A 16,694-nucleotide genomic window follows, 5' to 3' on the forward strand; every position below is an offset into this window, starting at 1 on the left:
GGGGAAGGCATCTCCCCGTAGGCGCCCCTTGGCACAACGGCGCTCCCGGGCCCCCGCCGGGCATCGCTCGCCCACCGCTTCCGGGCCGGGGCTGCGACAATCGCTGGTATGGACCGGCTGGACAGAGAGATCCTCGGCATTCTCCAGGAGGACGCCCGGATCTCGTACCGCGATCTGGGCGTACGCGTCGGGCTCAGCGCCAACGCCGCGGGCGACCGCGTACGCCACATGCGCCGTGACGGGGTGATCCGCGGCTTCACCGTCATCGTCGACCCGGCCGCCGACACCCGTTCGGGCCTCGTCGTCTTCATCGACGTGACGCTGCGCCTCGACACGACGAACGAGGAGTTCGAACGCTCCGTCCTCATGCTGCCCGGCATCACCGAGGTGGTGCACGTGACGGGCAGCCACGACTACCTCGTACGGGCCACGGCCGCCGACCCCGGCTCCCTGGACGCGCTGCTGCGCCGGCTCAAACGGGACGCGGGTGTCGCCCACTCCAACACCCGGATCGCACTCAGAGCGGCGCCTGCCAAATGACGGTCGGCGACCGCGTGCCGTCCTCGGCACGCCCGTCGTCGGCCACCACGAGGCGAACCGCCGCGCGCCCGTCGGGCTCCCGCGCCGTCGCGTCCACCTCGACCTCGATGGCCGACACCGCCGCACGCCGGTGCGCGGTGGCCAGCGCCCCGCGCAGCATGGTGAGCAGGGGTTCCTCCACCGTTTCCGGCACCAGCGCGTCCACCGCCCCCGCGAAGTGCACCGACGGCTGGAAGCCCAGCACCGCCGCCGCACCGCCGGTCTCGCGCAGCACCTTGCCGCGGAAGGTGGTGGGGGCGTCGGCGGGCGGCTGCTGGAGCGCGAAGATCGCCGTCCTGACCTCCTGGATGGTGGAGTCCAGTTCGTCGACGGCCCTGCCGAGCAGCTCATCGGTCCCGCTGTCCCCCGACACGTCCTTGCGGCGGGTCGACTCCAGCATCATCTCCGTGGCGAACAGCCGTTGCACGACGAGGTCGTGGAGATCGCGGGCGATCCGGTCACGGTCCTCGTAGACCGCGAGCTGCTCCCGGTAGTGCTGGGCGTCCGCCATCACCAGGGCCAGGGCCGCCTGGGAGGCGAACTGCGACGCCAGCAGCCGGTCCACCGCCGTGTACGGGCGGTCGCCGCGCCGCCGGGGGAGGGCGAGTGTGCCGATCAGCCGGCCGCCGCTCTGCAGCGGCAGCATCATGCTGGGTCCGAAGCGGGAGCGCACGTGCGTCGTCATCCGCGGGTCGGTGGCCGAATCCTCGATGAAGACCTCCTCACCGCCCAGCAACTGGACGAGGACGGGGGAGCCGCGCTCGATGACCGTGCCGACGAGACCGGCCGGATCATCGAGCGTGGAGGCGACGACGATCTCCATTCCGCCGTCCCCGGTCGGCTGGAGGATCACCCCGGCCGATGCCCCTGCCAGCATCCTGGCCCGTTCGGCGACCGTCGTCAGGGCGTCCGCCGTGGCGGTGCCGGTCAGCAGCGCCCGGGTGACCGCGGCGGACCCTTCGATCCACCGCTCCCGCTGCCGCGCCGACTCGTACAGATGGGCACCGCCGATCGCCGCACCGGCCTGGGAGGCGAGCAGCCTCAGCAGCGCCAGATCCGTGTCGGTGAAGCGCCCCGAGCCCCGCTCGGTGACGACGAGGCTGCCGAGCACCTCGGAGTGCACCCGGACGGGGGCCCCGAGGAGGGAGCGCATCGGAGGGTGTCCGGGCGGCATGCCCGAGGAGCGCGGATCGGCCGTCAGATCGTCCAGGCGCAGTGGCTGCGGATCGTCGACGAGTACACCCAGGATTCCCGTGTGACCGTCCGGAAGACGGCCGATCCTGAGGCGCTCGGCGTCGGTCAGCCCGGTGGTGAACAGGTCGGTGACCCGGCGGTGTTCGGGTTCGAGGATGCTCAGGGCGCCGTACCGTGCCCCGGTCAGTGCCGCGGCGGTGTCCACGATGTGCTGGAGCGTGGTGCGCAGTTCGAGTTCTGCCTCGGCCACAGGGAACCCCGTCGGCGCTCAGCCGACGAGCGGGCTGAGGACCAGCGGCTGGACCTTGCCGTCCAGCATGGCGCCGAGGCCGAGCACGGAGCACACATCGGGCCGCTCGGCGATGTGCACGGGCACCCCGGTGGCGTCGCGCAGCATCTGGTCGAGCCCGGGAAGAAGGGCGCTGCCGCCGACCATCATGATCCCGGAGTCCGCGATGTCCGCCACGAGATCGGGCGGGCAGTCGCGCAGCACCTTGCCCAGGCCGTCGAGCACGGCGGTGAGCGGGGCGTGGATCGCCTTGCGTACGGCGGCGGTGTCGACCTGCACCGATCGGGCCAGGCCGGTGGCCACGTCACGGCCGTGGATCTCCGTCGTCTCCGGGCCGTTCAGGGTCAGACCGTTGCCGCTGAGCGCCACCTGCAGGGGCCGCACGGACTGGCTGGGCAGCATCAGCTCGTGGTACTGGCGCAGGTGCTGGATCACCGCGTGGTCGATGGCCTCGCCGCCGATCGGGATGCGTACGGCCGTCACGATCGAGCCGAGCGAGAGCACCGCGATCTGGGTGGTCGCCGCCCCGCACACAATGATCATGGTGGCGGTGGGCTGTTCCACCGGCAGCCCGCAGCCGACGGCCGCCGCGATCAGGGTGTCGACCAGCTCCACCCGGCGCGCACCGAGCCCGACGAGGGTCTCGACGGTGGCTCTCTGGGCCAGCGGATCGGCGTCGTGCGGGGTGCAGGCGGCCGCGCGCAGCCGCGGCTTGCGGCGCAGCTGGCGGCGGAGCTTCTCGCCGAGGAGGTGGCGCAGCATGCGCTGGGCCATCTCGATGTCGACGACGGTCCCGCCGGAGACCGGGCGGACCACCCGGATGTACGCGGGCGTACGGCCGGTCATCTGTTCGGCGAGGGCGCCGACGGCGATGAGGGATCCGGTACGGGTGTTCACGGCGGCGACACTGGGCTCGTCGACGACGAGACCCACTCCCTTGATGTACACGCGGGTCCTCGCGGCCCCGAGGTCGACGGCGACATGGCAACGGCGCAACTGCTCAAGACTGACGGTCACGGCAGGTTCTCCCGAGAGCGCTGACGGGGGTACCGGCGGCAGCCGGCTCTCCTGGCATCGTCGCGCCGGGGAGGGCGCCGCGCGCGCTGGGTGAGCCGTAGGGGGGACCCGGTGCTGACGGGTCGCCAGACCTCAGGCGAGGCCGGGGAGCAGCCGTTGGAACAGGCCCCAGGTGAACTCGGCGACGTACGGCCGGTGGTCGACGGGGTCGGTGACGGCGAGGGCCCACCGGGTCGGTGCGCTGCCCTCCATCGGACGGACCGGAGCGAAGGCGCGGGCCACCTCGTCCACGGTGCACGACCAGGGGCGCAGGTCCCCGGTCGTGCGCAGCTCGGGCCCGGCCGCCCCAGGGGCCCGGACCAGCCATTCGTTCCATACGGCCCCGCCGGGACCCGCCATCACCTCGAACCGCAGATCAGGCCAGAGGGGCAGCGGCCAGAACATCGCGTCGCACTCCAGGTCTCCGACCTTGCGGCGTACCGAGCTCTCGGGCTCGCCGAGCACCGAGCGGTAGCGGCGCAGCGCGCCCCGGCCGCGGGGGGCGCGGAGCATGGCCTGCCAGCGCCGGTTCGCCTCCCGCATGTCGGCGAGCGAGGCGCTCAGCTCATGGCGGGCGTCCTCCACCAGATCCGGCTGGTGATCGGCCATCCGGCGCAGCAGGACGAGCTGGAACTGGAGCGGCCCGAACGGGGCGGGAGCGGTCATGGCGCCCATCCTGCCGCGTCTCACGCGTATCGGGCGGCGCGCTTCGGAATCAGAGCTTCCACACAGGATCCTCACCTGAGCGGCTTCCTCCGTTGTTCCTCGCGCGTCTAGTCTGCGGGCGCCATGGATTACTGCCACCCGTGCCGACGGCACCTCAACGGCGCCCTGGCCTGCGCCGGTTGCGGAACACCCGCCGACGCGCCGGCCCCCTACGCCGACCCGCTCCACTCCGGTCACGAGCCGGAACAGCCGGGCGAAACCCTCGAGACCTACGGGTCCGGAGGGCACCGCCGCCGTACCCGCGTCGCCGCCGCCCAAGGGCGTGGCCGTCGTGCACGCCGCCGCCGCGGCCGCGGGATCCTGCTGACCGGGATCGGCGTCGTGCTCGCCGTCGGCGCGCTGAGCCTGGCCGAGCTGGCCATCGAACCGGACGGCGACGACGGCGCCGCCGACTACGTGAGCGAGTCGACGACCGCCGCGGTCGACTCCGTCCCGGAACTGCGGGCGAGCGAGGTGCCCGGCGACGCGGCGCCGGTGGACAGCTCCCCCGTGATCCCGGCCGGTGACTCCCACAGCGACGGAGCCGGCGAGGAACCGAGCGGCTCCCCCTCACCGGAGAAGTCCGCGTCGGCCTCCGCTCCGGCGGACACCCCGCCCTCCCCGTCGCCCCCGGATCCGGACGACACCGAGGCGCCGGCCGATCCGTCGAGTCCCGGGGAGCCGACATCCGGCCCGGCGCAGCCGGAACCCACGAAGGACGCCGCCCCCACCCCGTCACCGTCCGAGACGTGCACCCGGTGGCTGTGGTTCTGCACCTGAGGCACCGCAGGCCTCGCGCCAGGCCCTGACGAAGCACTACAGGGCCGCGGCCCCGGAGTCCCCGGTCGCGTCCGAGCCCGTGTCCGCGTCCGCGTCCGTCCCGAGCATCCGGCGCAGCAGGTCCCGCAGCACCGACCGCTCCGCGTCCGACAGCTCGGCGAGCGGTTCCCTGGCGAAGTCGAGCGCGTCCCGCAGCTGCCTCGCCGTCCGGATGCCGTCCTCCGTCGGGGCGGCCAGCTTCACCCGCCGGTCGGACGGGTCGGGGCGGCGCTCCACCAGGCCGCGGAGCTCCAGACGGTCGACGATGCCCGTGATGTTCGACGGTTCGCACTTGAGTTTCTGGGCGATCCTGCGCATGGGCATCGGCTGGAGGGAGAGGAGCCCGAGGACCCTGGCCTGCGCACCGGTCAGCGTGTGTGTCGCCGCGGCCCTGTCGTACTCCTCGTGGTAGCGCGCCACGACGCCACCGATGAGCTCGATGACTTCGAGGGTCAGAGGATCCGTACGTGAGGTGGCCATGACGTCCAGGATACGCAATTACTTGACAAGGTGAAATATCTGGGCGCATGGTTGTTTCATGTCATGAAGCATTTTCTGCTTCCCGTCCCGTGAGCGCCGAGGAGAACCCGAGCCATGTCTGCAGCACTTCCCACGACCAGTCGTGAATGGCACCTTGTCGCCCGCCCGCACGGCTGGCCCGAGGCCAAGGACTTCGCGCTGCGCGAGGCGCCGGTGACTGCTCCCGGTGAGGGCCGCGTCCTCGTCCGCAACCTGCACTTCTCGGTCGACCCCTACATGCGGGGCCGGATGAACGACGTGAAGTCGTACACCCCGCCCTTCAAGCTCGACCACCCGATGGACGGCGGCGCGGTCGGCGAGGTCATCGCCTCCGAGGCTGAGGGATTCGCGGTCGGCGACCACGTCCTGCACGGCCTCGGCTGGCGTGAGTACGCCTCGGTCCCGGCCAGGCACGCGGTGAAGGTCGACGCCTCGCTCGCCCCGCTCTCCGCCTACCTCGGCGTGCTCGGCATGCCTGGGCTCACCGCCTACGCGGGCCTGTTCGAGGTCGCCTCCTTCAAGGAGGGCGACGCCGTGTTCGTCTCCGGCGCCGCCGGTGCGGTCGGCAGCCAGGTCGGCCAGATGGCGAAGATCAAGGGCGCCTCCCGGGTCATCGGTTCGGCCGGCTCCGACGAGAAGGTCAAGCTCCTCGTCGAGGAGTACGGCTTCGACGCGGCCTTCAACTACAAGAACGGCCCCGTCAGGGACCAGCTCCGCGAGGCCGCCCCGGACGGCATCGACGTCTACTTCGACAACGTCGGCGGCGAGCACCTGGAGGCCGCGCTCTCCTCGTTCAACGTGCACGGCCGCGCCACCATCTGCGGAATGATCGCGCAGTACAACGCCACCGAGCCCACCCCCGCCCCGCGCAACCTCGCCCTCGTCATCGGCAAGCGGCTGCGCCTGCAGGGCATCCTCGTCGGCGATCACGCCGCGCTCCAGCCGCAGTTCGTCCAGGAGGTCGCCGGCTGGCTCGCCTCCGGTGAGCTCAAGTACAACGAGACGAAGGTCGAGGGCATCGAGAACGGCTTCGACGCGTTCCTCGGCCTCCTGCGCGGCGAGAACACCGGCAAGATGATCGTCTCGCTCGACACCACCCGTTAGTCTCGGTGCAGGTCGCCGCGGTCCGTGGGTGCGAGTCGCGGCGCATCGACAAGGGATTCCCCGGGGCATGACCATGAGCACATAGACGTGGCCAACACCGCTGTCGCCACCCGCGGAAAACGGCCGTGACGGCCGCGTCTCCTCCGACGACGGCAACCTCGACGTCGTCGTCAACCCGCCGGCGATGGGCGGCAGCAGCGCGGGCACCGACCCCGAGCAGCTCTTCGCGGCCGGCTACAGCGCCTGCTTCCAGGGAGCGCCAGGCGTGGTCGCCCGCAAGGAGATGGCGGACATCACCGGCTCGACGGTGACCGCGTCGGTCTCCGTCGGCAGGACCGCAGCCGGCGGATTCGGCCTGGAGGTGGCGATCACCGCCTCCATCCGGACGTCGACCGGGTCACCGCCCAGTCGCTCGTCGAGAAGGCGCACCAGGTGTGCCCGTACTCGAACGCCACCCGCGGCAACATCAAGGTCGAGCTGTCCGTCGCCTGACCAGGTACCGCACGTACGACCGAGGGCCGCATCCCGTGAAGGGGTGCGGCCCTCGGCCGTTGACGGGGGTCGTCCGCCCCGGCCGTGTCCGGCTGTCCGGCCGTGTCCGGCCGTGTCCGGCCGTGGAAACGCGCAAGAGCATTGACCTTCACGGAGCGTGGACCCTACGGTCCGTTCGAAGTTACGAGCACCATTCGATATATCGAACAAGACCGGTCGACCCGTGAGGAAGTCATGACCCGCACCGCGCGCTTCACCCTCGACCCCGCCTTCACCGTCGGCGAGGTCGACCCCCGGCTCTTCGGATCCTTCGTCGAACACCTCGGCCGCTGCGTCTACGACGGCATCCACGAGCCGGGCCACCCGTCCGCGGACGGGGCCGGGCTGCGCACCGACGTCCTGGACCTCGTCCGCGAGCTCGGCGTCACCGCCATCCGGTACCCGGGCGGCAACTTCGTGTCCGGCTACCTCTGGGAGGACAGCGTCGGCCCCGTCGACGAGCGGCCCCGCCGCCTCGATCTGGCCTGGCGCTCCACCGAGACGAACCGCTTCGGACTCTCCGAGTACATCGGCTTCCTCCGGAAGGTCGGCCCGCAGGCCGAGCCTATGCTCGCCGTCAACCTCGGCACCCGCGGCGTCCAGGAAGCCATCCAGCTCCAGGAGTACGCCAACCACCCGTCCGGCACCGAACTGTCCGACCGACGCATCGCGCACGGCGACAAGGACCCCTTCGGGATCAAACTGTGGTGCCTGGGCAACGAGATGGACGGCCCCTGGCAGACCGGCCACAAGACCGCGGAGGAGTACGGGCGCCTCGCGGCCGAGACGGCCCGCGCGATGCGCCAGATCGACCCGTCCGTCGAACTCGTCGCCTGCGGCTCCTCCAGCCGCTCCATGCCGACGTTCGCGGCATGGGAGGCGACGGTGCTGGCCGAGACGTACGACCTCGTCGACTACGTCTCCCTGCACGCCTACTACGAGGAGACCGACGGCGACCGCGGCTCCTTCCTCGCCTCGGCCGTGGACATGGAGTCCTTCATCGAGAGCGTCGTCGCCACCTGCGACCACATCGGTGCCCGCCTCAAGTCGACGAAGAAGATCAATCTCTCCTTCGACGAGTGGAACGTCTGGTACATGGCCCGCTTCCAGCAGGACGCGGCGGAGAACCCGCTCGACTGGCCCGAGGCCCCGCGGCTGCTGGAGGACAACTACAGCGTCACGGACGCAGTCGTCCTCGGCAGCCTCCTCATCGCGCTGCTGCGCCACGCCGACCGGGTCACCGTCGCCTGCCTCGCCCAGCTGGTCAACGTGATCGCTCCGATCATGACCGAGCCCGGCGGTCCCGCCTGGCGCCAGACGACCTTCTTCCCCTTCGCCCAGGCCGCGCGGCACGGACGGGGCCAGGTCCTGGACGTACGGGTGGACTCACCCACGTACGCGACGGCGAAGTACGGCGAGGCGGATCTGCTGCACGCCACCGCCGTGCGCGACCCCGGCTCCGGGGCGGTCACCGTCTTCGCGGTCAACCGCAGCCAGGACACCGCCCTGCCGCTCGAAGTGGCCCTGGCGGGACTGGGCCTGGAGCAGGTCGCCGAGCACCTGGTCGTCGCCGACGCGGACCCGGAGGCCCGCAACACCCTCGCCGAGCCCGAGCGGGTCGCCCCGCACGCCGCCGAAGGCACCGTGCTCGCCGGCGGCACGCTCAGGGCCACCCTGGAACCGATGTCCTGGAACATGATCCGGCTGGCCTGACAGCAAGGAGCGGCGCCCCGCAGCGGGGCGCCGCTCCAGGTGCGGCGGTACGTGTCACCGGGACACGGCGCCTGCGCGTCCGCCGGTGCGGTTCACGAGGCAACTCCCTCTCGAAGGAGGGTGCTACGAGCCGACCTTGCGCTTGTTCCAGACGTCGAAGCCGACCGCGGCCAGCAGTACGAAGCCCTTGATCACCTGCTGGTAGTCAGTACCGATGCCCACCAGGGACATGCCGTTGTTCAGTACGCCGAGGACCAGGCCGCCGATGACCGCGCCGAAGACCGTGCCGACGCCGCCGCTCATCGAGGCGCCGCCGATGAACGCGGCGGCGATGGCCTCCAGTTCGAAGTTGGTGCCTGCCTGCGGGACGCCCGCGTTCAGCCGGGCCGCGTAGACGACTCCGGCCAGCGCGGCCAGGACGCCCATGTTGACGAAGACCAGGAAGATGACCCGCTTGTCCTTGACCCCGGAGAGCTTTGCCGCAGCCTGGTTGCCGCCGAGCGCGTACACATGGCGGCCGATGACCGCGTTGCGCATGAGGTATCCGAAGCCGATGAGCAGCACGGCGAGCAGCAGCAGGACGACCGGGACACCGCGGTAGCTGGCCAGCGTCATGGTGAACGCCAGGACGGCCGCCGCGATGGCGACGCACTTGGCCAGGAAGATGTTGCGGGGCAGGACCTCGAGCGCGTACTCCTTCTGCCGGTTGCGGTCGCGGACCTCCTGGAGCAGCGCCACGGCCAGCACGATGAACCCGAGGACCAGCGTCAGGTTGTGGTAGTTGGTCTCCGGGCCGAGCTCCGGCAGGTATCCGGTGGATATCTTCTGGAAGCCTTCGGGGAACGGTCCGATGGAGCGGCTGCCGAGCAGGATCTGGGTGCCGCCGCGGAAGAGCAGCATCCCGGCGAGCGTCACGATGAACGACGGGATGCCCACGTACGCGATCCAGAAGCCCTGCCACGCGCCCGCGACGGCTCCCAGGAGGAGCGCGAGGACCAGGGCGAGGACCCACGGCACATCGTGCTCGACCATCATCACGGCGCAGGCCGCCGACACGAAGGCCGCCAGGGAGCCGACGGACAGGTCGATGTGGCCGGCGATGATCACGATCATCATGCCGATGGCCAGGACCAGGATGTAGCTGTTCTGGAGGACCAGGTTGGTGACGTTGTTCGGCCTGAGCAGGACGCCGTCGGTCCATATCCCGAACAGCGCGACGATCAGGCCGAGCGCGATGAGCATGCCGTACTGGCGCATGTTGCGCCGGGCGGCGTCCAGGAGCAGTGCGCGCGTGGACGACGCGGAACCGGACCCGGGCCGGGACGGCCCCGGGCTCTTCGGTGTTTCGGTGGTGGCCGTGGACATGTTCCGTTACCTCTTGTCGCTGGTCATGTGGCGCATCAGAACCTCCTGGGTGGCCTCCGCACGCGGGACCTCCCCGGTGAGCCGGCCTGCGGACATCGTGTAGATGCGGTCGCACATGCCGAGCAGTTCAGGCAGTTCCGAGGAGATGAGGACGACCGCCCGCCCTTCGGCGGCGAGCTTGTCGATGACGGTGTAGATCTCGAACTTCGCGCCGACGTCGATGCCCCGGGTCGGCTCGTCCAGGATCAGCACATCGGGACCCGCGAAGATCCACTTGCTGAGGACGACCTTCTGCTGGTTGCCGCCGGAGAGCCGGCCCACCTGCTCGAAGACGGTCGGGGCCTTGATGTTCATCGAGGTGCGGTACGACTCGGCGACCCGGGTCTCCTCGTGCTCGTCGACGATGCCGCGCCGCCCCACCTTCCCCAGGGCGCTGAGGCTGATGTTGCGGCCGATGGTGTCGATGAGGTTGAGGCCGTACTGCTTGCGGTCCTCGGTGACGTACGCGATGCCGTGCTTGATGGCCTCGGGAACCGTACGGGTGCGGATCTCCCGGCCGTCCTTCAGGACCCGGCCGCTGATGCCGCGGCCGTAGGACCGGCCGAAGACGCTCATCGCGAGCTCGGTCCGGCCGGCGCCCATCAGTCCGGCGATCCCGACGATCTCGCCGCGCCGGACCTCCACGGAGACACCGTCGACGACCTTGCGGTGCTGGTCGATGGGGTGGTGCACCGTCCAGTCGCGTATCTCCAGGGCGGGGTGGGCCCCGGACTCGCCCTCGTACGGAGAACGGGGCGGGAAGCGGTGGTCGAGATCGCGCCCGACCATGCCGCGGATGATCCGGTCCTCGGTGGTCGACTCCGCCGCCACGTCCAGGGTCTCGACCGTGCGGCCGTCCCGGATGACGGTCACCGAGTCGGCCACGGCGGCGATCTCGCCCAGTTTGTGCGAGATGATGATCGAGGTGATGCCCTGGCCCTTCAGCTCCTTGATCAGCCGGATGAGCCGTTCGCTGTCCGAGTCGTTGAGCGCGGCGGTCGGCTCGTCCAGGATCAGCAGCCGCACCTCCTTGGCCAGCGCCTTCGCGATCTCCACGAGCTGCTGCTTGCCGACCCCGAGGTCGGCGACCCGCGTCTGCGGGTGCTCGTCCAGACCGACCCGCTTCAGCAGCGCCGCCGCGTGCCGGAGCGTCTCGTTCCAGTCGATGACGCCGCGGCGCGCGTGCTCGTTGCCGAGGAAGAGGTTCTCGGCGATGGAGAGGTACGGCACCAGGGCGAGTTCCTGGTGGATGATCACGATGCCGCGCGCCTCGCTGGCCCGGATGTCCTTGAAGGCGCAGGGCTCGCCGCGGAAGAGGATGTCCCCCTCGTAACTGCCGTGCGGGTGCACGCCGCTGAGGACCTTCATCAGGGTCGACTTGCCGGCCCCGTTCTCCCCGCAGATCGCGTGCACCTCGCCCTCGGCGACGGTCAGCGAGACATCGGAGAGGGCCCTGACCCCGGGGAAGGTCTTGACGATGGACCGCATCTGAAGGACGGGTCCGCTGCCGCCCGTTGGCCCGCTCACTTGAGGTCGCTCTCCTTGATGTAGCCCGAGTCCACCAGCTCGGCCTGGTAGTTGGTCTTGTCGACGCTCACCGGGTCGAGCAGGAAGGACGGCACGACCTTCTTCTCGTTGTTGTACGTGGTGGTGTCGTTGACCTCGGGCTTCTTGTCGTTCAGCACGGCGTCCGCCATCTGCACGGCCTGCTTGGCGAGCGCCCGGGTGTCCTTGTAGACGGTCTGCGTCTGCTGGCCCGCGATGATCGACTTCACCGAGGCGACCTCGGCGTCCTGTCCGGTGACCACCGGGTAGGGCTTGGCCTTCGTGCCGTAACCGTCCGACTTGAGCGCGGAGATGATGCCGATCGAGATGCCGTCGTACGGCGAGAGCACCGCGTCCACCTGGGCCGAGGAGTACGCGCTGGTGAGCAGGTCGTCCATGCGCTTCTGGGCGGTGCCGCCGTCCCAGCGCAGGGTGGTGACCTGGTCGAGCTTCGTCTGCTTGGAGCGGACGACGATCTGCTTCTTGTCGATGTACGGCTTGAGGGTCTTCCAGGCGCCCTGGAAGAAGTACCGGGTGTTGTTGTCGTCCGGCGACCCGGCGAACAGCTCGACGTTGAAGGGGCCCTTCGCGCTGCCGTCCTTCAGTCCGAGCTTCTCGATGATGTACCCGGCCTGCAGCTCGCCGACCTTCTCGTTGTCGAAGGAGGCGTAGTACGCGATGTCCTCGGTGCCGAGGATCAGCCGGTCGTAGGAGATGACCTTGACGCCCTGCTCTCCCGCCTGGCGCAGCACGTCACCCAGCGCGCGGCCGTCGATGGCCGCGACCACCAGGACGTCCACACCCTTGGTGATCATGTTCTCGATCTGCGAGACCTGCTGGTCGACGTCGTCCTCGCCGTACTGCAGATCGGTCTTGTAGCCGAGCTTCTTGAACTCGGCGGCCATGTTCTTGCCGTCGGCTATCCAGCGCTCGGAGGACTTGGTCGGCATCGCGATGCCGACGGTGGATCCCTCGCCGCCCTTCTTCTCCTCCTTGCTGCCGCCCTCGCCGCTCTGCCCGCAGGCGGCGAGAGCGAGGGAGAGTGCGATGACGGTTGCTGCAGCTGCGGCTCGTGTGGTGCGCATGGTCAGTCCTTCGGGGTGAGAGGGAACCGGTTGAGCCGGCCGGGAAGGCGGGAGCCGAGCGGCGACATGTCGCCGTCGGCGCCGTGCCGGGCCAGCAGATCGAGGGCGAGGCGGCCGCGCCGGACGCGCTCGCGGGCGGAGTTCAGTGCGACGTCGCGCAGCTGATGGCCGTAGGGGTAGATGCCGGGGGTCCTGGAGAGGCCGAACTTCAGGTAGATGGGGGCGCCGCGGCGTACCAGCTCGGCCGCCTCGTACATCCGCACGTAGCCGCCGAGGTCGTCCGGTGCCTCGATGTAGAGGTCCATCGGGGCCCGGGAGACCCGGCGGATCTCGGTGAACTGGGCGAGCGACAGGTCGGACGGAATGTTGATCGAGTCCGCGCCGAGCTGCTCGAACACGGCGTACGAGGCGGGATTCACCGGTCCGATCAGGGCAGACACCTTGAACGTGGTGTCGGCGGGCAGGAGGCCCTGCTCACGCATCCGGTGCAAGGTCCACAGGACCCCCTCGTCGGCCACGAGCAGGCAGGTGACTCCCAGCCCGGTGGCGCGCAGGGCGTCCTCGACACAGCCGGCCAGGGCGTCGTGGCCCCGGGAGCGCAGCCCGGCGCCGCCGGAGTCGGTACGGACCGAGGCGCCGGTGTCCCAGGTGCCTCGCGGACCGGTGAACAGGCAGAGCTCGATGTCGCGTTCGGCGCAGCCCTCCACCATCTCGGTGATCTCCGCGTCCGTCAGCATCCAGATGCCGCTGCCCTGACTGATGCGGTGCACGGGGACGCCGAGACGGGCGGACTCCTTCAGGACGACACCGAGGGCCTCCGGCCCCTCCACGGACGGCACCTCGGTGCGCCAGCTCCCGCCGTCGGGGAAGGAGTGGGGAGAGGCGTCGGCGGGGGACAGGGGCGCGGCGCCGAGTCCGAGCGCGGTGAGTACGGCGTCGCCGGGACGGCGCGGGCCGATGGCACCAGGGGAAGAGACTGAGACGTCGTTCACGACTGGTCCTTCATGTTCGGTGTTTCGGACGAAGTTCGGATCATGGAGTGTGCCGGTACGCGCGGGTTCGGGGCGTCCAGAGGCGGAACCGTCACGGGCGCAGCAGTACCTTCCCGGTCTCCGGACCCCCGGCGCCGACCAGCGCCACCGCCTCGGCGAACCGCTCCAGCGGGAACTCATGGGTGATCAGCGGCGCCGGATCGAGAAGCCCGGCCGTGAACGCCCGCACCGCGTACGACCAGGCGGCCGACGGCGCCCCGAAGACACTGCGCACGGTGAGCTGGCTCAGCGAGAGGTGCACCGGATCGATGCCCACGGCCCCCGGGGCGAACATACCGGTGAGCACCACCCGCCCGCCGCGCCGTGCGAGCAGGCACGCGTCGGCAGCGGTGGACGGGGCGCCGGCGGTCTCCACGACCAGGTCGTAGCGGCCCCGCACCTCCTCCGCCTCCTTCGGAGTGCGGGCCTCGCCCGCCCCGAAGTCCAGCGCCAGGGAAGCCCGTTCCTCCCGCGGGTCGATCACGGTCAACTCCGAGGGCGACACCGCCGCCAGCAGTTGGACCGCGAGCAGCCCCAGCGTCCCCGCCCCCAGTACCGCGATTCGCTCACCGGGCTCGGGATCCCCGGCCCGCACCGCCGCCGCGATCACCGCGGCGGGCTCCAGCAGAGCCGCGGCCCGCAGATCGGCGTCGTCGGAGAGCAGGTGCAGCAGCCGGGCCGGGACCACCACATGGTCGGCGAACGCGCCGGGCCGGGTGAACCCCGTCTCGTCGTACCCCTCCGTGCACAGGGAGGTCTCCCCGTACCGGCACCGCTCGCAGCGCCCGCAGGACCGGAAGCCCTCGGCGACCGTGCGCCGCTCGAGCAGCGCGGGATCGACACCCTCGCCCACCGCGTCGACGGTCCCCGACCATTCGTGACCGGGCACGACCGGATAGCGCACATAGGCCGGGTCCCGGTGGCCGTCGTACACCTCGCGGTCGCTCATGCAGATTCCGGCCGCGGCGACCCGCACCCGGACCTCGCCGGGGCCCGGCTCCAGGACGGGCCCCTCGGAGAGCCGGTGGCTGCCGGGCCGCTCGATGGTCAACGAGCGCGAGAGCGGGGTCACTTCGGCTGCCTCTTCTCCCAGCCGTCCGCCCACAGGTCGAACCGCGCCTGCTGCTGCGGGAATTCGGCAGCGGCGTCCACATCCAGCTCCACGCCGAGCCCGGGGGCGTGGGAGAGTTCGAAACAGCCCGTGGCGGGATCGACGTGCGGTGCGCCCTTGACGACCTTCTTGATGTCGGCGTCCGCGAAGTCGTTGAAGTGCTCGAGGATCTTGAAGTTGGGTGTGCAGCCGGCCAGTTGGAGGCTGGCCGCCGTCAGTACGGAGCCGCCCACGTTGTGCGGGGCGATCAGCGTGTAGTGGGTCTCGGCGGTCGCGGCGAGCTTGCGGGCCTCCAGGATGCCGCCGATGTGGCCCACGTCGGGCTGGATGATGTCGACGGCCTGCGACTCGAAGAGCTCACGGAACTCGGTCCGGTCGTGGATGCGCTCACCGGTCGCGATCGGCAGATCGACCTTCTCCGCCACCTTGCTCAGCGCCTTGAGGTTCTCCGGCGGCACCGGCTCCTCCAGCCAGGCGGGCTCGAAGGGCGCCATCTCATGGGCGATCCGCACCGCCGTCGACGGGCTGAACCTCCCGTGCATCTCGAGCATCAGCTCGGTGTCGGGCCCGATGGCGTCCCGTACGGCCTCGATCAGGGACACCGCGTACCGGGTCTCCTCCTGGCCGAGCTCGAAGTGCCCCGTACCGAAGGGGTCGATCTTCAGGGCGCGGTAGCCGCGCTCGACGACCGCCTGGGCCGCTTCGTGGTACGCCTCGGGGGTGCGCTCGGTGGTGTACCAGCCGTTCGCGTACGCCTTGACCCGGTCGGTGACCTTCCCGCCGAGCAGCTGCCAGACCGGGACCCCGAGGGCCTTGCCCTTGATGTCCCAGCACGCCATCTCGATGACCGCGATGCCGGACATCACGATCTCCCCGGCCCGCCCGAAGTCGCCGTACTTCATGCGGCGCACGAGGTCCTCCACCGCGAAAGGATCGGACCCGGTGATGTGATTGGCCGAGGCCTCGCGCAGATAACCGAGCAGCGCATCCGTGCGCCCCAGCATCCGCGTCTCGCCGACACCGGTGAGCCCCTCATCGGTGTGAACCTGGACATAGGTGAGGTTGCGCCAGGGCGTGCCGACGACATGCGTGCTGATTCCGGTGATACGCACGGCTGTTACCTCTCGACTGTTCGGTATTTCGTCACTCGTTCGAAATGCTGGCGTGACGGTAATGACGGGCCCGGGCCAGTGTCAATGGTTCGCGCAAGTACGCTGACGCGTATGAGTGATCTCGGGGCGGGTTTCGGCTACTTGATAAAGGGACAGCGCTGGGCCTTCGGGCACGGCCGGTGGTTCGGATTCGGTCTGCTGCCCGGCCTCGTCACCCTTGTCGTGTACGCGGGCGCACTCGTCGGACTCGGCTACGGCGGCGACGACCTCGTCGCCTGGGCCACCCCCTTCGCCGACGACTGGTCCTCGCCGTGGCTGGGGCTGCTGCGCAACACCCTGGTCGTCCTGGTCTTCGTCCTCGGACTGTTCCTGGCGGTCATCACCTTCACCGCGGTGACGCTCCTGGTCGGCCAGCCGTTCTACGAGTCGCTCTCCGAGGAGGTCGACCGCAGCGAGGGCGGCGAGGTGCCCGAGTCCGGGCTGCCGCTCTGGCGCGAGCTGTGGATCTCCGCCTGCGACTCCGTCCGCATCCTGCTGCGCGTCGCGCTGTACGGGGTGCTGCTCTTCGCCCTCGGATTCATCCCGGTCATCGGGCAGACCGTGGTCCCCGCCCTGGGGTTCTGCGTCACCGGGTACTTCCTCGCCCAGGAGCTCACCGCCGTGGCACTCCAGCGCCGCGGCATGGTCCTGAAGGACCGGCTCGCGATGCTGCGCGGGCGTCGCATGCTGGTGCTCGGCTTCGGTGTCCCGCTCGCACTGTCCTTCCTGGTCCCGTTCGTCGCCGTCCTCCTGATGCCCGGAGCCGTCGCCGGGGCCACGCTGCTGGCCCGCGACCTCACGGTGCCCCCCGCCCAGGACCCCGCCCCGTCGCCGTACACCCTTCACAAGAACTGAGGA

Annotated in this window: 15 protein-coding genes and 1 pseudogene; 6 read left to right on the plus strand and 10 right to left on the minus strand. The window is 70.4% G+C overall.

The annotated features are described in order from the left end of the window. The first annotated feature begins 108 nt into the window (after window positions 1–108). Window positions 109–540 carry an Lrp/AsnC family transcriptional regulator gene (locus OG844_RS34260; RefSeq protein WP_329211339.1) on the plus strand — a complete coding sequence of 144 codons (432 nt, stop codon included), beginning with the start codon at window positions 109–111 and terminating at the stop codon, window positions 538–540. On the opposite strand, the gene OG844_RS34265 is transcribed toward OG844_RS34260, so the two are convergent. The 3 genes from OG844_RS34265 to OG844_RS34275 form a co-directional block, all read right to left on the minus strand. Continuing rightward, window positions 518–2,023, minus strand: a complete 1,506-nt coding sequence (locus OG844_RS34265) for a GAF domain-containing protein (protein WP_406395615.1) — start codon at window positions 2,021–2,023, stop codon at window positions 518–520. The genes OG844_RS34260 and OG844_RS34265 overlap by 23 nt on opposite strands. A gap of 18 nt (window positions 2,024–2,041) precedes the next feature. Continuing rightward, window positions 2,042–3,079, minus strand: coding sequence for a rod shape-determining protein (locus OG844_RS34270; RefSeq protein WP_329211342.1), 1,038 nt, complete (start codon window positions 3,077–3,079; stop codon window positions 2,042–2,044). Between the two features lie 132 nt (window positions 3,080–3,211). After that, entirely contained in the window at window positions 3,212–3,784 is a 573-nt protein-coding gene (locus OG844_RS34275; RefSeq protein WP_406395617.1) for a hypothetical protein, read from the minus strand. A gap of 123 nt (window positions 3,785–3,907) precedes the next feature. Here OG844_RS34275 and OG844_RS34280 point away from each other — a divergent pair, with 123 nt between their 5' ends. Beyond that, window positions 3,908–4,603: a hypothetical protein gene (locus OG844_RS34280; RefSeq protein ID WP_406395618.1), complete on the plus strand. Its 696-nt coding sequence runs from the start codon at window positions 3,908–3,910 to the stop codon at window positions 4,601–4,603. A gap of 36 nt (window positions 4,604–4,639) precedes the next feature. On the opposite strand, the gene OG844_RS34285 is transcribed toward OG844_RS34280, so the two are convergent. Beyond that, window positions 4,640–5,122, minus strand: coding sequence for a MarR family winged helix-turn-helix transcriptional regulator (locus tag OG844_RS34285; RefSeq protein ID WP_406395620.1), 483 nt, complete (start codon window positions 5,120–5,122; stop codon window positions 4,640–4,642). Between the two features lie 114 nt (window positions 5,123–5,236). Between OG844_RS34285 and OG844_RS34290 the strand changes: the two genes are divergently transcribed. The 3 genes and pseudogenes from OG844_RS34290 to OG844_RS34300 all read left to right on the plus strand — a co-directional run bounded on the left by OG844_RS34290 (window position 5,237) and on the right by OG844_RS34300 (window position 8,509). Next, window positions 5,237–6,265, plus strand: coding sequence for an NADP-dependent oxidoreductase (locus OG844_RS34290; protein ID WP_406395622.1), 1,029 nt, complete (start codon window positions 5,237–5,239; stop codon window positions 6,263–6,265). Between the two features lie 24 nt (window positions 6,266–6,289). After that, a pseudogene (locus OG844_RS34295) lies at window positions 6,290–6,757 on the plus strand (organic hydroperoxide resistance protein). Between the two features lie 234 nt (window positions 6,758–6,991). Then, on the plus strand, window positions 6,992–8,509 hold the full coding sequence (locus OG844_RS34300; RefSeq protein ID WP_406395624.1) for an alpha-N-arabinofuranosidase: 1,518 nt from the start codon (window positions 6,992–6,994) through the stop codon (window positions 8,507–8,509). A gap of 123 nt (window positions 8,510–8,632) precedes the next feature. Here the strand turns inward: OG844_RS34300 and mmsB are convergent, their stop codons facing one another. The 6 genes from mmsB to OG844_RS34330 all read right to left on the minus strand — a co-directional run bounded on the left by mmsB (window position 8,633) and on the right by OG844_RS34330 (window position 15,797). Continuing rightward, window positions 8,633–9,874, minus strand: coding sequence for a multiple monosaccharide ABC transporter permease (gene mmsB, locus OG844_RS34305; protein ID WP_384606739.1), 1,242 nt, complete (start codon window positions 9,872–9,874; stop codon window positions 8,633–8,635). A gap of 6 nt (window positions 9,875–9,880) precedes the next feature. Next, complete coding sequence (gene mmsA / locus OG844_RS34310; RefSeq protein WP_351168349.1) at window positions 9,881–11,401, minus strand: multiple monosaccharide ABC transporter ATP-binding protein; 1,521 nt, start codon at window positions 11,399–11,401, stop codon at window positions 9,881–9,883. 35 nt (window positions 11,402–11,436) lie between these two features. After that, the gene (gene chvE / locus OG844_RS34315; protein ID WP_356414538.1) at window positions 11,437–12,543 is read right to left on the minus strand and encodes a multiple monosaccharide ABC transporter substrate-binding protein; all 1,107 of its coding nucleotides are present in this window, start codon (window positions 12,541–12,543) and stop codon (window positions 11,437–11,439) included. Window positions 12,544–12,545: 2 nt separating this feature from the next. Continuing rightward, a complete protein-coding gene (locus tag OG844_RS34320; RefSeq protein ID WP_406395627.1) occupies window positions 12,546–13,535 on the minus strand; it encodes a hypothetical protein in 990 nt (329 codons plus the stop codon). Between the two features lie 91 nt (window positions 13,536–13,626). Next, the gene (locus OG844_RS34325; RefSeq protein WP_406395629.1) at window positions 13,627–14,646 is read right to left on the minus strand and encodes a zinc-binding dehydrogenase; all 1,020 of its coding nucleotides are present in this window, start codon (window positions 14,644–14,646) and stop codon (window positions 13,627–13,629) included. Then, window positions 14,643–15,797: a mandelate racemase/muconate lactonizing enzyme family protein gene (locus OG844_RS34330; RefSeq protein WP_406395631.1), complete on the minus strand. Its 1,155-nt coding sequence runs from the start codon at window positions 15,795–15,797 to the stop codon at window positions 14,643–14,645. Before OG844_RS34330 ends, OG844_RS34325 begins: the two co-directional genes overlap by 4 nt. Window positions 15,798–15,908: 111 nt before the next feature. Between OG844_RS34330 and OG844_RS34335 the strand changes: the two genes are divergently transcribed. Then, the gene (locus OG844_RS34335) at window positions 15,909–16,691 is read left to right on the plus strand and encodes an EI24 domain-containing protein (RefSeq protein WP_406395633.1); all 783 of its coding nucleotides are present in this window, start codon (window positions 15,909–15,911) and stop codon (window positions 16,689–16,691) included. The last annotated feature ends 3 nt before the right edge of the window (window positions 16,692–16,694 follow it).

The sequence above is a fragment of the Streptomyces sp. NBC_00887 genome, from assembly GCF_045207585.1.